General features: G+C 41.2%; 14 protein-coding genes. 4 read left to right on the top strand and 10 right to left on the bottom strand.

The window, feature by feature from the left end; translation table 11 throughout:
* Positions 1-1,136: 1,136 nt before the first annotated feature.
* The 7 genes from KO525_RS12470 to KO525_RS12440 all read right to left on the bottom strand — a co-directional run bounded on the left by KO525_RS12470 (position 1,137) and on the right by KO525_RS12440 (position 8,229).
* Positions 1,137-3,047: a sulfatase-like hydrolase/transferase gene (locus tag KO525_RS12470; protein WP_215964147.1), complete on the bottom strand. Its 1,911-nt coding sequence runs from the start codon at positions 3,045-3,047 to the stop codon at positions 1,137-1,139.
* 148 nt (positions 3,048-3,195) lie between these two features.
* Complete coding sequence (locus KO525_RS12465) at positions 3,196-3,969, bottom strand: phosphatase PAP2 family protein (RefSeq protein WP_215964146.1); 774 nt, start codon at positions 3,967-3,969, stop codon at positions 3,196-3,198.
* 43 nt (positions 3,970-4,012) lie between these two features.
* Complete coding sequence (locus tag KO525_RS12460) at positions 4,013-4,447, bottom strand: diacylglycerol kinase (protein WP_215964145.1); 435 nt, start codon at positions 4,445-4,447, stop codon at positions 4,013-4,015.
* A 105-nt stretch (positions 4,448-4,552) separates the two neighbouring features.
* Positions 4,553-5,350, bottom strand: coding sequence for a DUF2884 family protein (locus KO525_RS12455; RefSeq protein WP_215964144.1), 798 nt, complete (start codon positions 5,348-5,350; stop codon positions 4,553-4,555).
* 67 nt (positions 5,351-5,417) lie between these two features.
* Positions 5,418-5,960, bottom strand: coding sequence for a DUF1566 domain-containing protein (locus KO525_RS12450; RefSeq protein ID WP_215964143.1), 543 nt, complete (start codon positions 5,958-5,960; stop codon positions 5,418-5,420).
* Entirely contained in the window at positions 5,960-7,588 is a 1,629-nt protein-coding gene (locus tag KO525_RS12445; protein WP_215964142.1) for a DUF1566 domain-containing protein, read from the bottom strand. Before KO525_RS12445 ends, KO525_RS12450 begins: the two co-directional genes overlap by 1 nt.
* A gap of 293 nt (positions 7,589-7,881) precedes the next feature.
* Positions 7,882-8,229 carry a Grx4 family monothiol glutaredoxin gene (locus KO525_RS12440; protein ID WP_215964141.1) on the bottom strand — a complete coding sequence of 116 codons (348 nt, stop codon included), beginning with the start codon at positions 8,227-8,229 and terminating at the stop codon, positions 7,882-7,884.
* A 253-nt stretch (positions 8,230-8,482) separates the two neighbouring features.
* Here KO525_RS12440 and KO525_RS12435 point away from each other — a divergent pair, with 253 nt between their 5' ends.
* The 4 genes from KO525_RS12435 to KO525_RS12420 all read left to right on the top strand — a co-directional run bounded on the left by KO525_RS12435 (position 8,483) and on the right by KO525_RS12420 (position 13,088).
* Complete coding sequence (locus KO525_RS12435; RefSeq protein ID WP_215964140.1) at positions 8,483-9,064, top strand: Fe-Mn family superoxide dismutase; 582 nt, start codon at positions 8,483-8,485, stop codon at positions 9,062-9,064.
* A gap of 126 nt (positions 9,065-9,190) precedes the next feature.
* Positions 9,191-9,799 (top strand): XTP/dITP diphosphatase, encoded by a 609-nt coding sequence (locus KO525_RS12430; protein WP_215964139.1) that lies wholly within the window; start codon positions 9,191-9,193, stop codon positions 9,797-9,799.
* A 71-nt stretch (positions 9,800-9,870) separates the two neighbouring features.
* Complete coding sequence (hemW, locus tag KO525_RS12425; protein ID WP_215964155.1) at positions 9,871-11,010, top strand: radical SAM family heme chaperone HemW; 1,140 nt, start codon at positions 9,871-9,873, stop codon at positions 11,008-11,010.
* Positions 11,011-11,255: 245 nt separating this feature from the next.
* The gene (locus KO525_RS12420) at positions 11,256-13,088 is read left to right on the top strand and encodes a DUF885 family protein (protein ID WP_252736693.1); all 1,833 of its coding nucleotides are present in this window, start codon (positions 11,256-11,258) and stop codon (positions 13,086-13,088) included.
* A 187-nt stretch (positions 13,089-13,275) separates the two neighbouring features.
* On the opposite strand, the gene KO525_RS12415 is transcribed toward KO525_RS12420, so the two are convergent.
* From KO525_RS12415 to KO525_RS12405, 3 genes are all read right to left on the bottom strand, one after another.
* The gene (locus KO525_RS12415; RefSeq protein WP_215964137.1) at positions 13,276-14,841 is read right to left on the bottom strand and encodes a SulP family inorganic anion transporter; all 1,566 of its coding nucleotides are present in this window, start codon (positions 14,839-14,841) and stop codon (positions 13,276-13,278) included.
* A 177-nt stretch (positions 14,842-15,018) separates the two neighbouring features.
* On the bottom strand, positions 15,019-16,494 hold the full coding sequence (gene flgE / locus KO525_RS12410; RefSeq protein ID WP_215964136.1) for a flagellar hook protein FlgE: 1,476 nt from the start codon (positions 16,492-16,494) through the stop codon (positions 15,019-15,021).
* A 75-nt stretch (positions 16,495-16,569) separates the two neighbouring features.
* Entirely contained in the window at positions 16,570-17,253 is a 684-nt protein-coding gene (locus KO525_RS12405) for a flagellar hook assembly protein FlgD (protein WP_215964135.1), read from the bottom strand.
* Between the last annotated feature and the right edge of the window lie 6 nt (positions 17,254-17,259).

Below are 17,259 nucleotides of genomic sequence, written 5' to 3'. Positions count from 1 at the left end.
ATTTCGTCCATGGTTCGTCTGACGTACATCCATGTACTGACGAATTCCCTTCTTCCTTGAAGTGAAAACATTCCTTGCAACGGCGTCCCTGCCGTTCACTTCGAGATATAAATCTCAACTAAGGGGGATTTAGACGAAGTTATATGTATCCTGAACTTTTGGTGTGATAACTTGTTGTTTTTGAGAAAAGTCACCATTCCAAATACCCAGAAAAACGTCTTTATTAAGCGACAATTAAACAGAACAAGCCATCATCCGAACCAAACAGAAAAGACCGTCATCCTAAAAGAGCCTAAGCGATATTCAGGATCTCCAACCGAGTGCAGAGGAATGTCATAGTTTGCCTTGCAGGCAGCTATTTCGACTGCGTCGACCATACTGGCGTGGGGCTTGTGCCTTGCAGGCGACTTTTCGCCTAAAGGCGAGTTACTTTTCTCAACAGCTAGAAAAGTAACCAAAAGACCGCTTTCGGCTAAATCCCTAATCCTTATTTAAGATTTATACGAAGGAAAAAGTCGCCTGAACTTTAGGTGTAACAACACCTTGTTTTAAAGAGAAACCACCTGCAGAACAAAACAGAAACGTCATCCCTAGCTTGTAACATGAGTCGAGCCACGGCGATATTCAGGATCTCCAACCGAGTGCAGAGGAATGTCATAGTTTGCCTTGCAGGCAGCTATTTCGACTGCGTCGACCATACTGGCGCGGGGCTTTTGCCTTGCAGGCGGCTTTCGCCTATAGGCGAGTTACTTTTCTCAACAGCTAGAAAAGTAGGCAAAAAGACTGCTTTCGGCCAAATCCCTAATCCTTATTTGATATTTATATTATCGTCGAAGACGGGATGAAAGTACGTCCATATACAACCATCCCTTGCAACGGCGTCCCTGCCGTTCACTTCGAGATATAAATCTCAACTAAGGGGGATTTAGACGAAGGAAAAAGTCACCTGATATTTAGGTGTAACAACACCTTGTTTTAAAGAGAAACCACCTTCAGAACAAAACAGAAAACGTCATCCCTAGCTTGTAAAATTAGTCGAGCCACGGCGATATTGGAATGACGATCCTTTCTAATAAAACGTCATCCCAAAACCTGCGGGGTCACCCATTCGTTCCTGAACCAGGTGCTTTCGTTGTTTAGTGTTGCAGTAAGTGGGATTCTTGCTGCTTTAACTTGTTTAGGCCTGAATAGTCAAAGTCTTCATTTTTATTATTTAAATCTTCTACTTTGTAGCTTTCAACAGAAAGGCCGGTGGCGTAAACATTGCCATTGATTAAATAGGCTTTGTCTTTGTAACTCGCGGCGATAATACCGTCACGGTGGTCTGGTAATTGAAATAGGTTGAAGCCATTGCTGTAATCTGTTGTTGGATTTTGGCAGTTTGCTATATTTTGTAAAATGGTCGGGACCACGTCAATATGGCCCGTTAAACTCGTGACTTTTTTGGGCTTGTCTTTAGCGTTTGACTTAGTTGGTTTCACTAACATAGGCACGGCTAATTGCACTTTTGTAAAGTTGTTGCCATGCCCCCAGTATCCGAGCTTATTGTCGTTAAACTCCTCGCCGTGATCAGACGTTACTATGGTAAATGTATCATCCGCTTGCCCAGTTTCTTCAACCGCTTGCCAAATGTCGCCGAACATTGAGTCGATAAAATGCACCGAGTTTTTATATCGATTAAACAATGGGACTGGGTCCATATCCTTATTGAATAAAAATTTCTCCGGGTTTTTCTCAATCGGAACAAATTTTTCAAGCTCTTTCGGATATTGGTAGTTATGGTGAGATGAACTTAGGAACACAAATTTAAACCACGGCTTTTTGCTTTCATTTGCCCCTGAGCGTAAATCCCTCAACAACTTAGTCACGGCTCCTTGGTCATTTTGCAATAAATTACCATCCAGCGGATTAACGTAATTTTTATTTTCAATATCACCAAAAAACATTGGCTTAAGGGAGAAACGATCCAAATTTGACGAGGTATAAACGCCGATATCATAACCTAAACTCTCGAGGGTTTTGGTTAATAATGTTTGGTGTTTAAATGGTTCCGCTGTCATAAAATCACGATAGGTTGGATGCAATCCATACATCATAGAAAACAGACCATTTACCGTAACATTGCCACCACTAAAGTGGTTGGTGTATTCAATAGCAGACTCACCAAACTTAGCAATATTCGGCGTGACATCCATATTCATAACATCCTGTCGCCAACTTTCTGCAACAAACAATAATATGTTGGGCAGCGATTGTTCTGCATTTGGTTTACACTCTAATGCCTGCAAAGGGTAATTTAGCAAACTATCATTTCCATTTGCTTTACCACCACTTGTCAGAATATTGCCAACTTGACCCGTTCCCGTTTCAGCTACTTCCGGAAAGGTGTCCGGGAAGTTTTTTTTCAGCTTAGTCATTAAACTATTGGACGTCAGAGGCGCGTAATACGGAAAATACGGTGTGTACTTTGTAATATTAACCTGTCGGTACTCATAGCCGACAACATGAACCACTTGCCCAAGAAGAAACACGACAAAGACGGCAAAGTTAATTCGATAAAGCTTTAAGGCTGGAAACTTATGGCATTTACGGTAAATGACAATATTTACTAATGCCACTAATGACGCGACAAAAAGAGCCAACAGCACTAAGCCAAAGGATATCCCTATGCCTTTAAAATCGTGAAGCAACATATTGATGAACATCATGTCTACGTGAAAGCGGTAAACCCCAAATAGAAAGAAATCTCCAATCAATACAATATCAAACAGGATCTTGGGGATTAGGATACATACGGCCAGTCGTTTGATCCAAAACAGCGGCAGTATTAACGATGTGACCACTAAAAATAATAGATAGTAATAAAGCGGAATAATCAGTGAATACGCAGTACCCAATATACTTTGCTCGCCATTTACATTGATTAAAAATGTTAATAACAGTAACCACGAAAACAAAAAGCTGTACGCCAGAAAACGAAACATTTGTTCTGAATTTTGTTTTACTGAAAATGCATTTTTTAACGTTGTGAGATACGTCATATTCATTACTAATACCTTTGGAACACTTAAAAGGACCATTTAACTTGATGGTAAATGCGATAAATTAAGCCCAAACTCAATAGGAGCCTTTTGCACTTTTATCAATTACTGGAAACGCCATGGATTTGTATCATATACATTTCCGACTAACGTTTTACCAACTAATGGTAACGCCCATGCCTAAGCCGTCATAAAATGCATAAGGATGAAATTGATACCAGCTCCCAATATCATTTTTATTTACACTATTGACCGACTCCCATGCCATATACCAACCGAGTAGCACTTGAGATAAATAGTGGGCGTCATCATGTATTCGAGACCAGCCTGACAAGGTTGATGCAAAATAAGCAACATTTCTTTGCCACGGCGCTAATCCCTCGGTTTGCGCTAAAGTGATAAATGGCACTGCGCCCACAAATGAATGACCACTGACCCCATTACTGTCGTTAAACGGTCGCCATTTAGCATCTTGGTATTCGTCAGACGGTCTTGAGCCCCCTGTTAATATTTGCACCGCATACATTGCTGGACCACCGACTAAATAGGCTCGCATTGTGCGTTCACCCCACGCTCCGGTTTTACTTGACGCATCTGCGATCTGCATCGATGCGGCGACAAGGGTAAGCGGAACCAAGATGTTTTTTTCGCCAAATAATTTTGCCACTTTGGCAACATCTTTTGATGTGCCAGATACCACATTATCGCGATGCCACTGTTGAAATTCCGTATCAATATTTGTATGCGCAATAACAGCACCAACACCGTAAAACTTAGCCGCTCGCCATAGGCGCTCTGAGGTATAAAACGACTGATAGTCTGATTTTATCGTTTGCCACGCGGCGTCGGGTGTAAATTTAAAGTCCTTGGCCTGAGCCTGACCTGTTAAACATAATAAAAATAAACAGGCACTAAAATACGCTCGCATATGAGAAAAGCTCCAATAATAAAAAGGTGGTGTTATCTAATGACTATCGATTAATAAAATCAATAATATGTACAAGCCAAACTAGACTTGCAATGGTGAGTGCTAGTGTAACTGCAGCACTCCCTAAGTCTTTTGCTCTGCCCGACAATTCGTGCCGTTCAAAACCAATACGGTCAACAGTTGCTTCTATAGCTGAATTTAATAACTCAACGATAAGCACAAATAACATCGCGATGAGCAACATCGCAAAACCAAACAAGGTGTCTGAAATGAAAAAAGCGACAGGTGTTAAGAATAAAACAAGGATCAGTTCTTGGCGGAACGCAGCTTCATGTTTAAAGGCTGCTTTAAAGCCCAAGATTGAGCAATGAGTCGCTTTTAAAATACGAGATAAGCCTGAGCCATTTGGTTTATTTGGGATTTTATCTGCTGAACCATTATTTTCTTCCGGTGACGAACCGGCATTATCTTGCGACATGTTTTACCTAACTTTAAGTTATTATTATTTTAATTTTGGTGACTAAGTTGACCACTTATATCGGCATCCCGCATTGTAAATTTTTTCTACTGTAATTGAAATGGTTCAATCGTGGCCGGTCAACTGGTTGCTTAAAATATCATATTTTAACAAGCCGGGGATATGACTTTGCAGTCGTGTTTCGGTTTTATCTAACGATTCAAAGCGCTGACAAAAGGCGTTTGCTTTTACGGCAATCCGATCAGCATTAATTTTAAGCGATTTATCAACGTCTTCACTTAACATTTTAACCCGCTCTCCAATATCAATATTGGTGCCTTCTATTCCATCGTCGTTTTCTCGCAAAGCCTCTCCCATTGCACCTAACATAATTTGCAGTGAGTCAGTAACAATTTGATTTACTTGGTTTCCCAATTCATCTTCGAAAAAATCGTCTAACTTATTAAGGGCCTGAGGCGCGATATAAAAGTTGTCACCGCTGCGGGCAAACTTTTCTAATATGCCGTTTTTCAGTTTACTAAAGTGTTCTTCAATACCTCTTGCTGAGTCGCTGCCAGCTAAGCTTTTAACAACTTTATCGAACGCGTCGAAGCCAAGCTCCATACTTTCCATCGCGATCATAACTATTTCAGGAAGCTCTTTTCTTAACCCTAAGCTAAATTCTCGAACCATGTATTTTTCTTGGTCGGTTAAAACAATAAGATCGCCGTTGATAAACAGCTGTGAATCGTTGTTAATTTGTACAAAAGTACGACCACGTTGCATAACACGTATGTGATCAGGAGAAATGAGTAATCCCATTTTTAGTTGAATTGGGCACCCGCCAGCATGGGCTGCTTTTGCGTTGCCAACGAGTAAAAAAACTGCAGTAAAGATAACCCAAAATGGTCGTAAATATGTCAACGGATACGCCTAACTAAAAATTTGTCGTCATATTATAGTCTGGCGCGACTATGAACAAGTTTCCATGTTATTCAGCGTATCGTACCATTCGTACATAGAAATCAGAAAATTTGTCGGAGCTGTCGATGCGGCCGTTATCAAAAGCGATTGACCACGCCTCCATTGACAAGTCGGCAGATGTATTAGGGGTTGACGTCCAAAATCCGCCAACCGGCGACGCTGGGAACATAGATATATTAATCGACGGCGATACACATTTATGTTCAACAATCGACGCTAACTCTTTGAGATTGGGTAAACGCCAATCTGTATTGTTATTTACTCTAAAGGTCGCTGCTTGTTGTAATGCTTGTTGCCAGGTCAGACGTAACGGCTCGCCAACACATGTTTGCGAAGTGGTATTCCATGTTTGCCCAACAACACACTTTGCCCATATCAAGCCCGTAAGAGAATCGTTCAAATAAGTATCCGTTGTACCTATGTCAAATCTATCAGACGGCGTTGTTTCAGTTTCGCCATCACAGCTTTGTTCGGCGTAAACGCTATTTGATAGCAAAGCTAAATTAGCCAAAGCAAACGTAACTAAACGGGTAATTTTAATGCTTTTCATTATGGTGTTCTCACTAACATAATATACGCAGACTTTGACGGCAGGATAACAGAGTCATCGCCCGTCGACAGATCCAAAACCCACTGGAACCCGCCACCACCTTCGGCCCCTTCATCAGATGTCCAGTAAAACTTATGACCCAAGGTTGTGCGATTTGGGTGATATCGGAATAACTCTGAGTCGAGCAGAAAGTCTTGATCGGTGTCGTTGTAATTGATGATCGACAACAATTCCATATAAGTAGGCACTCGCCAGTTTGCCCCACCACAAAATGTGGCCGTATTTACGCTATTCACATAGGTATCGACGCCACATGAAACGCTACTTGAACAAGAAGACGAACCAACGGCGGTGTCATCATAAGAATAGTAATTCTCTGCGCCTCTTAAGGTAGAGAACTGCGGTACAGCAATCTGAGCTTTCACCTCCCATATTAGGCCAGTGAAATTGTCTCGAACGCAGCTAAACACTTCATTGTCGTTTTCTATCTCATCGCCATTCACATCAAACTTAGTAAAGTCGAATGACTGTGAACCGGTGCCACTTTTGTCTAGAACTTGATAGACCGAGTCTCGGCCATGTTCGGCATCCTGAGAAGGAAACTCATCAGCCCCACAATCAATCTGGCCGGTATTGTCATAACACTCTGTTACACCCGTGTCGTGCAATAATCCTAAATTAAGTGGGCCAACCGTAATTGAAACAGAATCACTGCCGTTGTTGTTTAATGTATCAGTGACGGTGAGTTTAAATATAAGCACCTCTTCTGAATCGACATCTGGCGCGATAAAGTTGGCATTACAGGTAGCCGAGTCATTAATCGTGACATCCGTACCACTTGTTTGTGTCCAAAGACAACTATAGTCGGAGTTTGTCGCGACACTATTGGTGCCGTCAAGCAGGACTAACGTAAATTCATCTACTTCTCGGTCATCCCCAGCATTAGCTGCGATAGAAACGCCAGCGGCAGATATTTGTACGTCGTAAATATTACTTTGAGCGGCTTCAAAATTATCAATTACTGTAAGCTGAAGCTTGTAGTTTGTGAGTGTTGCTACCAATGGGGCTTCGAAAGAAACGGCAACATCATTTTTTTCAGTGGTAAAACTTAAAGGCGCGTTACTGTCGACTTGTCGCCATTGATATTCCCTAATTTCACCGTCTATATCATAACTGTCTTCGCCGGTTAATGTGACGATATCATAAGTATTATATGGCGGAAGTTCGGTATTACTGGCTTTTATAATCGCAACAGGTGCACTGTTTTTATTGGTGACAAAAACATTAACTGAGTCTTTAACTTGCTGGCCATCAATTGATGTATAGGTGATCTCAAAGGTTAATGTAGAGTCGACATTAACGGTTGGTGTAATAAGCTCCATCGTCGCGGCGGGTTCTTCTGGGAATTCTTCAATAGCTGGGCCTTGGGTTTGAACCCAACTAATAACGCCGCCGGCGGGATATACTTCAGCATTTAATGTGAATGCCACACCTTCAATCACGGTAATATCTTGCCCAGCATTTACGCTGGCAATAGTTGCCGGAGACACGCCATTTTTTTGCTGGTCGCTACAAGCGGCAAACAACAATAATAGTGTCAGATTTAATATCAGTCTTAACCAATTCATAAATAGAGTTTAATCGCCCTAGCCTCGTAGTGCATTTATATTAACCACAGACATAGTATTCAATATTCAAATTGCCATTCTAATGACAACGCACAGTTGTGTTCGTCAATTATTGAATACCACAGTGCTTTAACAACTGTCATTATATTTACACTAAAGAAAGCAAAGTTAGTGCCAGCTAAGTTATGTTGCTATTGCAAGCACAAAAAAACCGAAATCGCCTGCACGTTTTCGGTTTTTTTTCACACCAATGTCAGTAATTCAACTTGGCATTTAAGCAATGATAAAACGAATTATTCAGCCGCGGCTTCAGAATCGTCTTTATATTTTGCAGCGGTTTCAGCAACCAATGGTTGAAGTTCACCTTTTTGAAACATTTCCATAATAATATCGCAGCCACCAACTAATTCACCGTCGACCCATAATTGTGGGAACGTTGGCCATTCAGCATAGGCAGGTAGTTCAGAGCGAATATCTGGGTTTTGTAAAATATCTACGTAAGCAAACGGTTCGCCACATTGCATTAACGCTTGTGTTGCTTGCGAAGAAAAACCACATGATGGTAATTTTGGACTACCCTTCATGTAGATTAAAATTGGATTTTCGGCGATTTGTTGTTTGATTTTATCAATGGTTTCCATTGTTAACCTCTGGTGTCATGTGCCAATGTAGGCATTCAAGTAAAATTCAGTCGTTTTATAATCTGGTTGTTTTATAAAAATTAATGAAAAAGCGATAACATAGTTTAAAATGGATGCTTGAATCTCAATATTCAACCCTTATTTAACTGTTATATAAAAATTAACATAAGGTTATAAAACTTATACTTGAGTAAATTAGTCAAGTTTTATAATCTTAACAGCAAACATAAACAAAGCCAACGGAGAGACCAACATGGCGTTCGAATTACCAGCTCTACCTTATGCAAAAGATGCATTAGAACCACACATCTCAGCTGAGACATTAGACTTTCACCACGGTAAACACCACAACACTTATGTTGTTAAATTAAACGGTCTTATCGGCGGAACTGAATTTGAAGGTAAATCATTAGAAGAAATCGTAAAGAGTTCTGACGGTGGCGTATTCAACAATGCAGCTCAGATCTGGAACCACACGTTTTATTGGAATTCATTAAGCCCGAATGGTGGTGGTGTTGCAACAGGTGCAGTTGCAGACGCGATCAACGCAAAATGGGGTTCTTTTGAGGCATTCCAAGCAGCGCTTAACGACAAAGCAGTTAACAACTTCGGTTCTAGCTGGACTTGGTTAGTTAAATTAGCTGACGGTTCACTAGACATCGTAAATACATCAAACGCGGGTACACCAATCACTGAAGAAGGTGTTACACCAATTCTTACAGTGGACCTTTGGGAACACGCTTATTACATTGATTACCGCAATGTTCGTCCAGATTACCTAAAAGGTTTCTGGGCATTAGTTAACTGGGAATTTGCAAACCAAAACTTTGCATAATTTCAATTAAGCTAAAATTGATTAAGCCGTGATTAGAAATAATCGCGGTTTTTTTGGGTCTTCTATTTATTCATTGGCGCTTTCCCCTTATCATTCACTCCAAATCCAATAAGATTTAAAAATTTAATGAAAGATATTCTTCTCGCCTCAGGTAACAAAGGCAAAGTTAACGAATTAAAAGAAATGTTAGCGCCGTTTGGCCTTAACGTAGTTCCACAAAGCCAATTTAACGTTGAAGAAGTGCCAGAAACTGGTACCACGTTTGTTGAAAACGCAATTATCAAAGCCCGTCATGCAGCACAGGTAACCGGTTTACCCTGTATTGCAGATGACTCAGGTTTAGAAGTCGCTGCTTTAAACGGTGCTCCGGGTATTTATTCAGCGCGCTTTGCCGGTGACAATGCAACAGATGGCACCAATATAGATAAATTACTCGGCATGTTGAGCGACGTTGACACTTCTCAGCGCCAGGCTCGATTTGTTTGTGTTTTAGTTTATATGCGTCATGCTGACGACCCAACCCCAATTATTTGTCAGGGTCATTGGGACGGTGTTATCCAGACGCAACGCAGCGGTGACAATGGATTTGGTTACGATCCTGTTTTTTATCAACCACATTTAGATAAGACAGCTGCGCAATTAACTCCAGACGAGAAGCATGGTCTAAGCCATCGCGGCCAGGCACTGCGTCAATTAGTGGCACAACTAGAGCAACAACGCAAAAGTGGTATATAACTAATGCGAAAGCATCATTAAATGCGTCTAAGCTCACAAAAAACAAATAAAGAGTCGTCAATTTGAATACCTTGCAATTACCGCCGTTGAGTTTATATATCCACATTCCATGGTGTGTGCAAAAGTGTCCTTATTGTGATTTTAATTCCCATGCGCTTAAATATGGGATCCCTGAGCAGGAATATGTATCGCATTTGATTGACGATCTCACGGTTGACTTAAAGTGGGTACAAGGTCGGCAACTCCATTCTATATTTATTGGTGGTGGAACCCCGAGTTTGTTATCTGAAACCGCCATTGCTCGGTTATTAGCTGAAGTTCAAAACCGCATTGAATTTGCACCAGATATTGAGATAACACTCGAAGCAAACCCAGGGACGCTGGAATACAATAAATTTAGCGGTTTTTCTGATGCCGGTGTGAATCGTATCTCCATCGGCGTGCAAAGTTTTCAGGCCGACAAACTAGAAGCATTAGGGCGAATACACTCCCCTGATGAAGCGGAAAAAGCAGCCCGTTTTGCAACGTCGACTGTACCAACATTTAATCTCGATTTAATGCATGGGTTGCCAGACCAAACGTTAGATGACGCCCTTGGTGATCTAGCAAACGCAATTGACCTTTCGCCTACACATTTATCTTGGTATCAATTAACGATTGAACCAAATACGTTATTTTATTTTAGGCCGCCAACTTTACCTGAAGACGACATTCTATGGACGATACAAGAAGAAGGTCAGAAACTTATCGCCGATGCCGGTTATCGTCAATATGAAATCTCGGCCTACGCCAAGCCCGGGTTTGAGTGCAAACACAACTTAAATTACTGGCGATTTGGTGACTATCTTGGGATTGGTTGCGGAGCACATGGTAAAATAACCAACCTGCCAAATGGCAACATCGTCCGCACTGAGAAAGTGAAGCACCCAAAAGGATATATGGATTTAACTCAGCCCTATTTGAAAAAACAATGGACGGTGCCAGAAGACGACTTGCCATTTGAGTACTTTATGAACAAGCTCAGATTGTTTGAACCATTTGATTTAGCCGACTTCAGCCAGTTTACCGGTCTTGACGCCAGCAGTATCGATGTACCTCTCCAACAAGCCATTGCCAAAGGGTTGATTAGCGCTAATCGTCCCAATATTTTTAGCATAACGCCTCATGGTCATTTATTTTACAATGACCTTTTAGATCTATTTTTAGCCTAATCTAACTTTGACTTTATGCGCCCTCCCCCTATCTACCTTTGGTTTTATGCTATTCACCGTATATTTCTTTTGACTTACGCTTAGTAACTCGCCATTTACCAACTTTTTGTTACACTCATAACGTACTTTATCCGATACATTATTTTGGCAGCGATTTGGGTTTAAACAGACGTAACGCCACCGGAATAAATAACTAATAAATTCGGGTGCCCTATCACCCTATACTTATAATAAAAAAGGGAACATTGATGAAATTAAAATACACTGCACTAGCGGTTACATTGACGCTTGGCCTGACAGCCTGCGAAATGATGCCAAATCTTTCATTAGATCAAAAAACGGCTGTTGAAGTTAGCACACAAGCTGAATCTGAGAAAGCCAACAAAATATTTGAAGATATATTTACTGAAGGCGTAATGCGCTCTCCTATTTATCAAACTTATATGGCCATTAAAAAAGATTACGGTAAATGGGATGACATCTCTGAAGCTAACGAGTTAAAAGAACTAGAGTTCACTAAACAAGATTTGAAAAAAGTTAGAACCATTGACGTTAAAAAGCTTGATGCTCAAACTGCACTTAGCTATAAACTGATTGTTCAGCAACTAAAAGACCAAATTGCCGATTTCAAATGGCGTAACCATAACTACCCAGTTAATCAAATGTTTGGTTTGCACTCTATGGTTCCTTCGTTGTTAATCAACCAACACCAAATTTCATCTGTATCAGATGCAGAGGCTTATATAAGCCGTATTCACGGTGTGAAGACATTGTTCTCTGAATTGGAGAAAGGCCTAAACAAACGAGCTGACTTAGGTATTATCGCACCTAAATTTGTTTACCCTTATGTCATTTCTGACAGTAAAAACCTATTGAAAGGCGCACCTTTTGATAATGGCGAAGACAGCACAGTATTAGCTGACTTCAGCCGCAAAGTAGCTGCACTTGAAATTGAGCAAACAGAAAAAGACAAACTTCTTGCTGACGCTAAATTTGCATTAACTAACTCATTTAAGCCAGCATACGAAAGCTTAATCGTTAATCTTGAAAAACTGGAAGCCCGAGCTGACAATATTGACGGTGTTTGGAAATTTCCAAACGGCAAAAAGTTTTATAACAATGCCCTTAAAAATACGACAACGACCACTAAAACTGCAAATGAGATCCACAACATTGGTTTAAGTGAAGTAGAGAGAATTCATAACGAAATGCGCGGCATCATGAAGCAAGTAAACTTCAAAGGTGACTTGCAGGCATTTTTCGAATTTATGCGTACCGACAAACAGTTTTATTACCCTGAAACCGAAGCAGGTAAAAAGCGTTACTTAGATGAAGCGGTTGCTTTAATCGACAACATGAAGTCACGTTTAGACGAGTTGTTTATCGTTAAACCAAAAGCAGACATGATTGTAAAAGCAGTTGAGTCTTTCCGTGAAAAATCAGCAGGTAAAGCTTTTTACCAACAACCGGCTCCAGATGGCTCACGTCCTGGCACCTATTACGCGAACTTGTACCGTATGAGTGACATGCCAACTTATCAAATGGAAGCATTGGCTTACCATGAAGGTATTCCCGGCCACCATATGCAAATTGCCATTGCTCAAGAATTAGAAGGAATTCCTAAATTCCGTAAATTTGGTGGATACACAGCGTATGTTGAAGGTTGGGGTTTATACTCTGAAATGATCCCTAAAGAGATTGGCCTTTACGAAGATCCGTATTCTGATTTTGGTCGTCTTGCTATGGAATTATGGCGTGCTTGTCGTTTAGTCGTCGATACAGGCATCCATGCTAAAAAATGGACCCGTGAAGAAGGTATTGCGTATTACGTAAACAACACGCCAAATCCTAAACCAGATGCAGTTAAAATGGTTGAACGTCATATTGTTATGGCATCTCAGGCAACGGCATACAAAATTGGTATGTTAAAAATTGTTGAATTACGTGAAGCGGCGAAGTCAAAACTAGGGAGCAAGTTTAGCCTTCCTGAGTTCCACGACGTTGTCCTTAAAAATGGTGCGGTACCATTAAATGTTCTAGAAGACCTAGTTAACCAGTGGGTTAAATCTAAAGCTTAAATAGCCTTGTTTGATATAAGCACGTTTGATAATGCCGCGTTGGTTTAGCGCGGCATACTTAAAACAACTTACTAAACGACTTAACCAAGCTAGATAACAAAACGTAAGAAACAAAACGTAAGAAACAAAAAAGGTGGTCTAGGCCACCTTTTTTAATCTTGTTATTTCATCAATTGAATAAATGAATTTAGCCTAATTTATCAGACGCTACATGATAACGAGGATCTTCATTGATATTCATTTCAACAAACTTCTGCGCTTTTTCAAGTAAATCACGACATTCAGGACTGATATGACGAATATGCAATTTTTTGCCAGCGGCAACGTATTTATCAGCTAAACCATCAATTGCATCTAAACCAGAACTGTCCCAAATACGAGAATTTTTGAATTCGATTACCACGTCGTTCGGATCGTTTTCAACATCAAACAACTCGCGGAAATGGCCCACCGAACCAAAAAACAATGGTCCTTCTAAGTCATAGACTTTCCAACCTTCGCTATCCACAGAGGTTCTGACAAATAAATGAGTTGCATGTTTCCAGGCAAAAACTAACGCAGAAACAATAACACCAACAACAACCGCAATGGCAAGGTCGGCAATTACCGTAACGCCAGTCACGAGCAATAACACAAACGCGTCTTCTTTATTTGCGCCACGTAGAATTTTGAATGATGCCCATTCAAAGGTTCCTAAGACCACCATGAACATCACGCCAACTAATGCAGCAAGTGGGATCAATTCAATCCAAGGCGCTAAGAACAAGATAAACGCTAACAAAACCAGTGCCGCTGTGATCCCAGATAAACGACCACGACCACCAGAGTTAATATTGATCATTGATTGACCAATCATCGCACAACCACCCATGCCGCCGAAAAATCCGTTTACCGAATTTGCAACGCCTTGACCGATACATTCTTTATTGCCACGACCACGTGTATCCGTTAATTCATCGATAAGTGTCAGTGTTAATAACGACTCGATTAGACCAACAAGTGACAGAATAATTGCAGTAGGTAGCACGATATATAGAGTTTCAAGTGTAAACGGCACCATTGGGATGGCAAAACTAGGAAGTTCACCAGCCAGTGTAACGGTGGCTTTTTCAGCTTCAGGCACCATATCACGAACAAAATCGATAACCGTTCGTGCGTCAACATCTAAGCCATGGACAATGCCAGTAACCGTTAAGATAGCGACTAATGAAGCCGGAATAGCGGTAGTTAGCTTAGGTAAAAAATGAATAATCCCCATCGTTAGGGCAACAAGGCCTAACATGATGTACATTTGATTACCTTGCATCCATTGTTGAATACCTGCGGCATCAACAATTTTGAACTGCCCCATCTGCGCTAGGAATATAACAATCGCAAGGCCATTTACAAAACCCAACATAACAGGATAAGGCACAAGTCGAATAAACTTCCCTAACCTAAATACCCCAGCCAATATCTGTAATATCCCCGCTAGAATAACCGCGGCAAACAGATATTGAACGCCGTATTGCGCAACTAACGCAACCATAACAACAGCCATCGCACCGGTTGCACCAGAAATCATGCCTGGGCGGCCACCGATTGCCGATGTAATTAAGCCCATCATAAATGCGGCATATAAACCGACCATAGGATCCACACCTGCTACAAACGCAAACGCCACGGCTTCTGGCACGAGCGCTAACGCAACGGTGATCCCCGACAGGACATCATTTTTTACATTAGAATCACTTTTTGTGATCAGATTAAACATGACAACTCCAAATTGCACATTTTGGGCAGGAAATTACCCTAATATTGAAAGCGCGGTAGTCTACCAGAACTGCATAAATGCTTCATTAACAATGTAACTTTTGGACTTATAATTTTTATTTTAGGCACAAAAAAAGCCAATCTAAGATTGGCTTTTAAATAACACTGATGACTAAAATTAACGCAATTGCAGGATAGCCTGAGTGATTGTTGAGTTAACTTCCAGTGCACGTGAGTTTGCTTGATAATTCCGCTGTGCGGTAATTAGGTCAACCAATTCAGTAGTTAGGTTGGTATTGGATTGCTCCAATGTACCTGAACGAATTTGCCCGAATGTCCCAGAGTCGGCTTCACCTGCAAGCGGTTGGCCAGAGGTTTGGCTTTCCGTCCACGACGTATTACCTATTTGAGTCAACCCCTGTTCGTTGGCAAATCTCGCTAACATTATTTTTGTTACTGGAACTGAATCACCATTTGAATATTTAGATTCAATAAGGCCGTCTGTACCAATAGTTACGCCGGTTAATCGACCAACAGTCTTACCGTCTTGGCTTAAACCAGACACTTCAAATGGCGATGAGAACTGGGATAAACCAGACATATTAATATTAAACGTTTGGTCGGCATCGGCACCATTGGTAATTGCATTCGCCCCATCAAATGGTGCGACTGGCGCTGGAACAATTGCCGTAGCACTTGTCGTTAAACCTAAACGTTCAGATTTAGGGTTTGGAAACGTTTCTTCAACCGCAGCACCAGCACTGTCAAACTGCAATAACATGCCTCGTTGACCTGAACGCGATTCAAAACCAACACCGGTTACACCAAGTGCGGTATCTTGCTCAAGATCAACAGGTAACGTATTGCCGTCTTCATCTGTCACTGTGGCATACATAATCCAAGTATTAGAATTGTTTTGTTGTGCTGCAGGTACAGCCGCTAATCCACCAACAAAACCGTCAGATGCAGAGGTCGCATCTAGTGTCGCGTTCGCGTCTAAAATAGCTGGGGTATTTGCCTTAACATAATAAACAGACGCTATACGGCTGTTACCAAGTGAATCATAAATAACCGTAGACGTTGATGATGTATAACTAGAAGTGTCTGATGCGTCAAACGCTGTTGGGTCAAGTGCAGTTTCGTTGCTGTCTAAGTTAAATGTCATATCGATAGCAGAGGTTTGCTGAGGCGCTCCTGCTGTATCAGGAATTTGTACAGGTCGTGTTGTACTCAAACTAACCGATTTAACAGAACCGTCGTCATTGACAGGGAAGCCCTGCAAATAATTGCCGTTTGAGTTAACAATGTAATTATCTGCATCGAGTTTGAACGCTCCAGAACGCGAATACGTTATGTCACGACTCAATAAGTCATTGGTTAATGCAAAAAAACCACCACCCGATACAGCCATATCTAGGGAGTTTGAAGTAAACAATAGGCTACCTTGAGTAAACTGTTGTGCTACGTCATTGATTAACACACCTTCGCCGTTTGCAGTTCGCGAGTTTGAGAAGATGGAGGAAGAAAAGACGTCGGCAAATTCTGCTCGAGACTCTTTAAATCCATAAGTGTTTACGTTCGCAATGTTGTTCGCGGTTACATCTAGGTCTTTTTGAGCTGCTTTTAAGCCACTCAATGCAATATTAAAAGACATAGGATTCTCCTATTGTTACTTTCTGAACTGCGATATGCAGCTCTTAAAAGAAAATGTATCGTTTAAATTAGTTAACTAGTCGCCTACTGCCAAAATGTCTGACAATCTGATTGCGCCTAATCCTTGTATATTCAATTCAAGTCCCGTGCCATTTTGTCCTAAAGTGACCGAACTTACGTTGCCATAGCTTAAAACAGAGAAGCTTTCTGATTCAGTCGCCCCATTTGGCAAACCTGTAACTTTGACTTCGTATGGTCCAGGAGGCCATGGATTGCCGTCCAGATCTTTACCATCCCATTCAAAGTCCATTAAACCAGATTGTTGACTACCATAAGGAATGATAACGGAACCACCCGTAGAGCTAGTAATTTCTACCAATACGTTCTGAGTTGAACTGCCTAAAGGCACTTGCCCTTTAAAGCCTGTGCCATCTGAATAGGCCATCGGACTATTCAACAACACGTTTCGTCCAACTAAAGAAGACGCTTCTAGTGCTTGGTTCGATGTCATCGATGCTGTCAAAGAATCCATTTTGTCACCTAGACCTGTGATCCCATCAGCCATTGTGAATTGCGTCATCTGAGAAATCATGTCTTCATTAGATGTTGGATTTAGCGGGTCCTGCATCGATAGCTGTGTGGTAAGCAAGGTATAGAAGTCTTCTTGACCCATCTGGCCATTCACTTCGTTAGTTACAATGCTTTCTTCCTGCCAACGTAAATCTTCTGTTAACGAATTTGATATAGTGTTATCTATCATGGTGTA

The organism is Psychrosphaera sp. B3R10, assembly GCF_018861025.1.
Classification (GTDB): domain Bacteria; phylum Pseudomonadota; class Gammaproteobacteria; order Enterobacterales; family Alteromonadaceae; genus Psychrosphaera; species Psychrosphaera algicola.
This window is presented reverse-complemented; position numbering and strand designations above follow the sequence as displayed.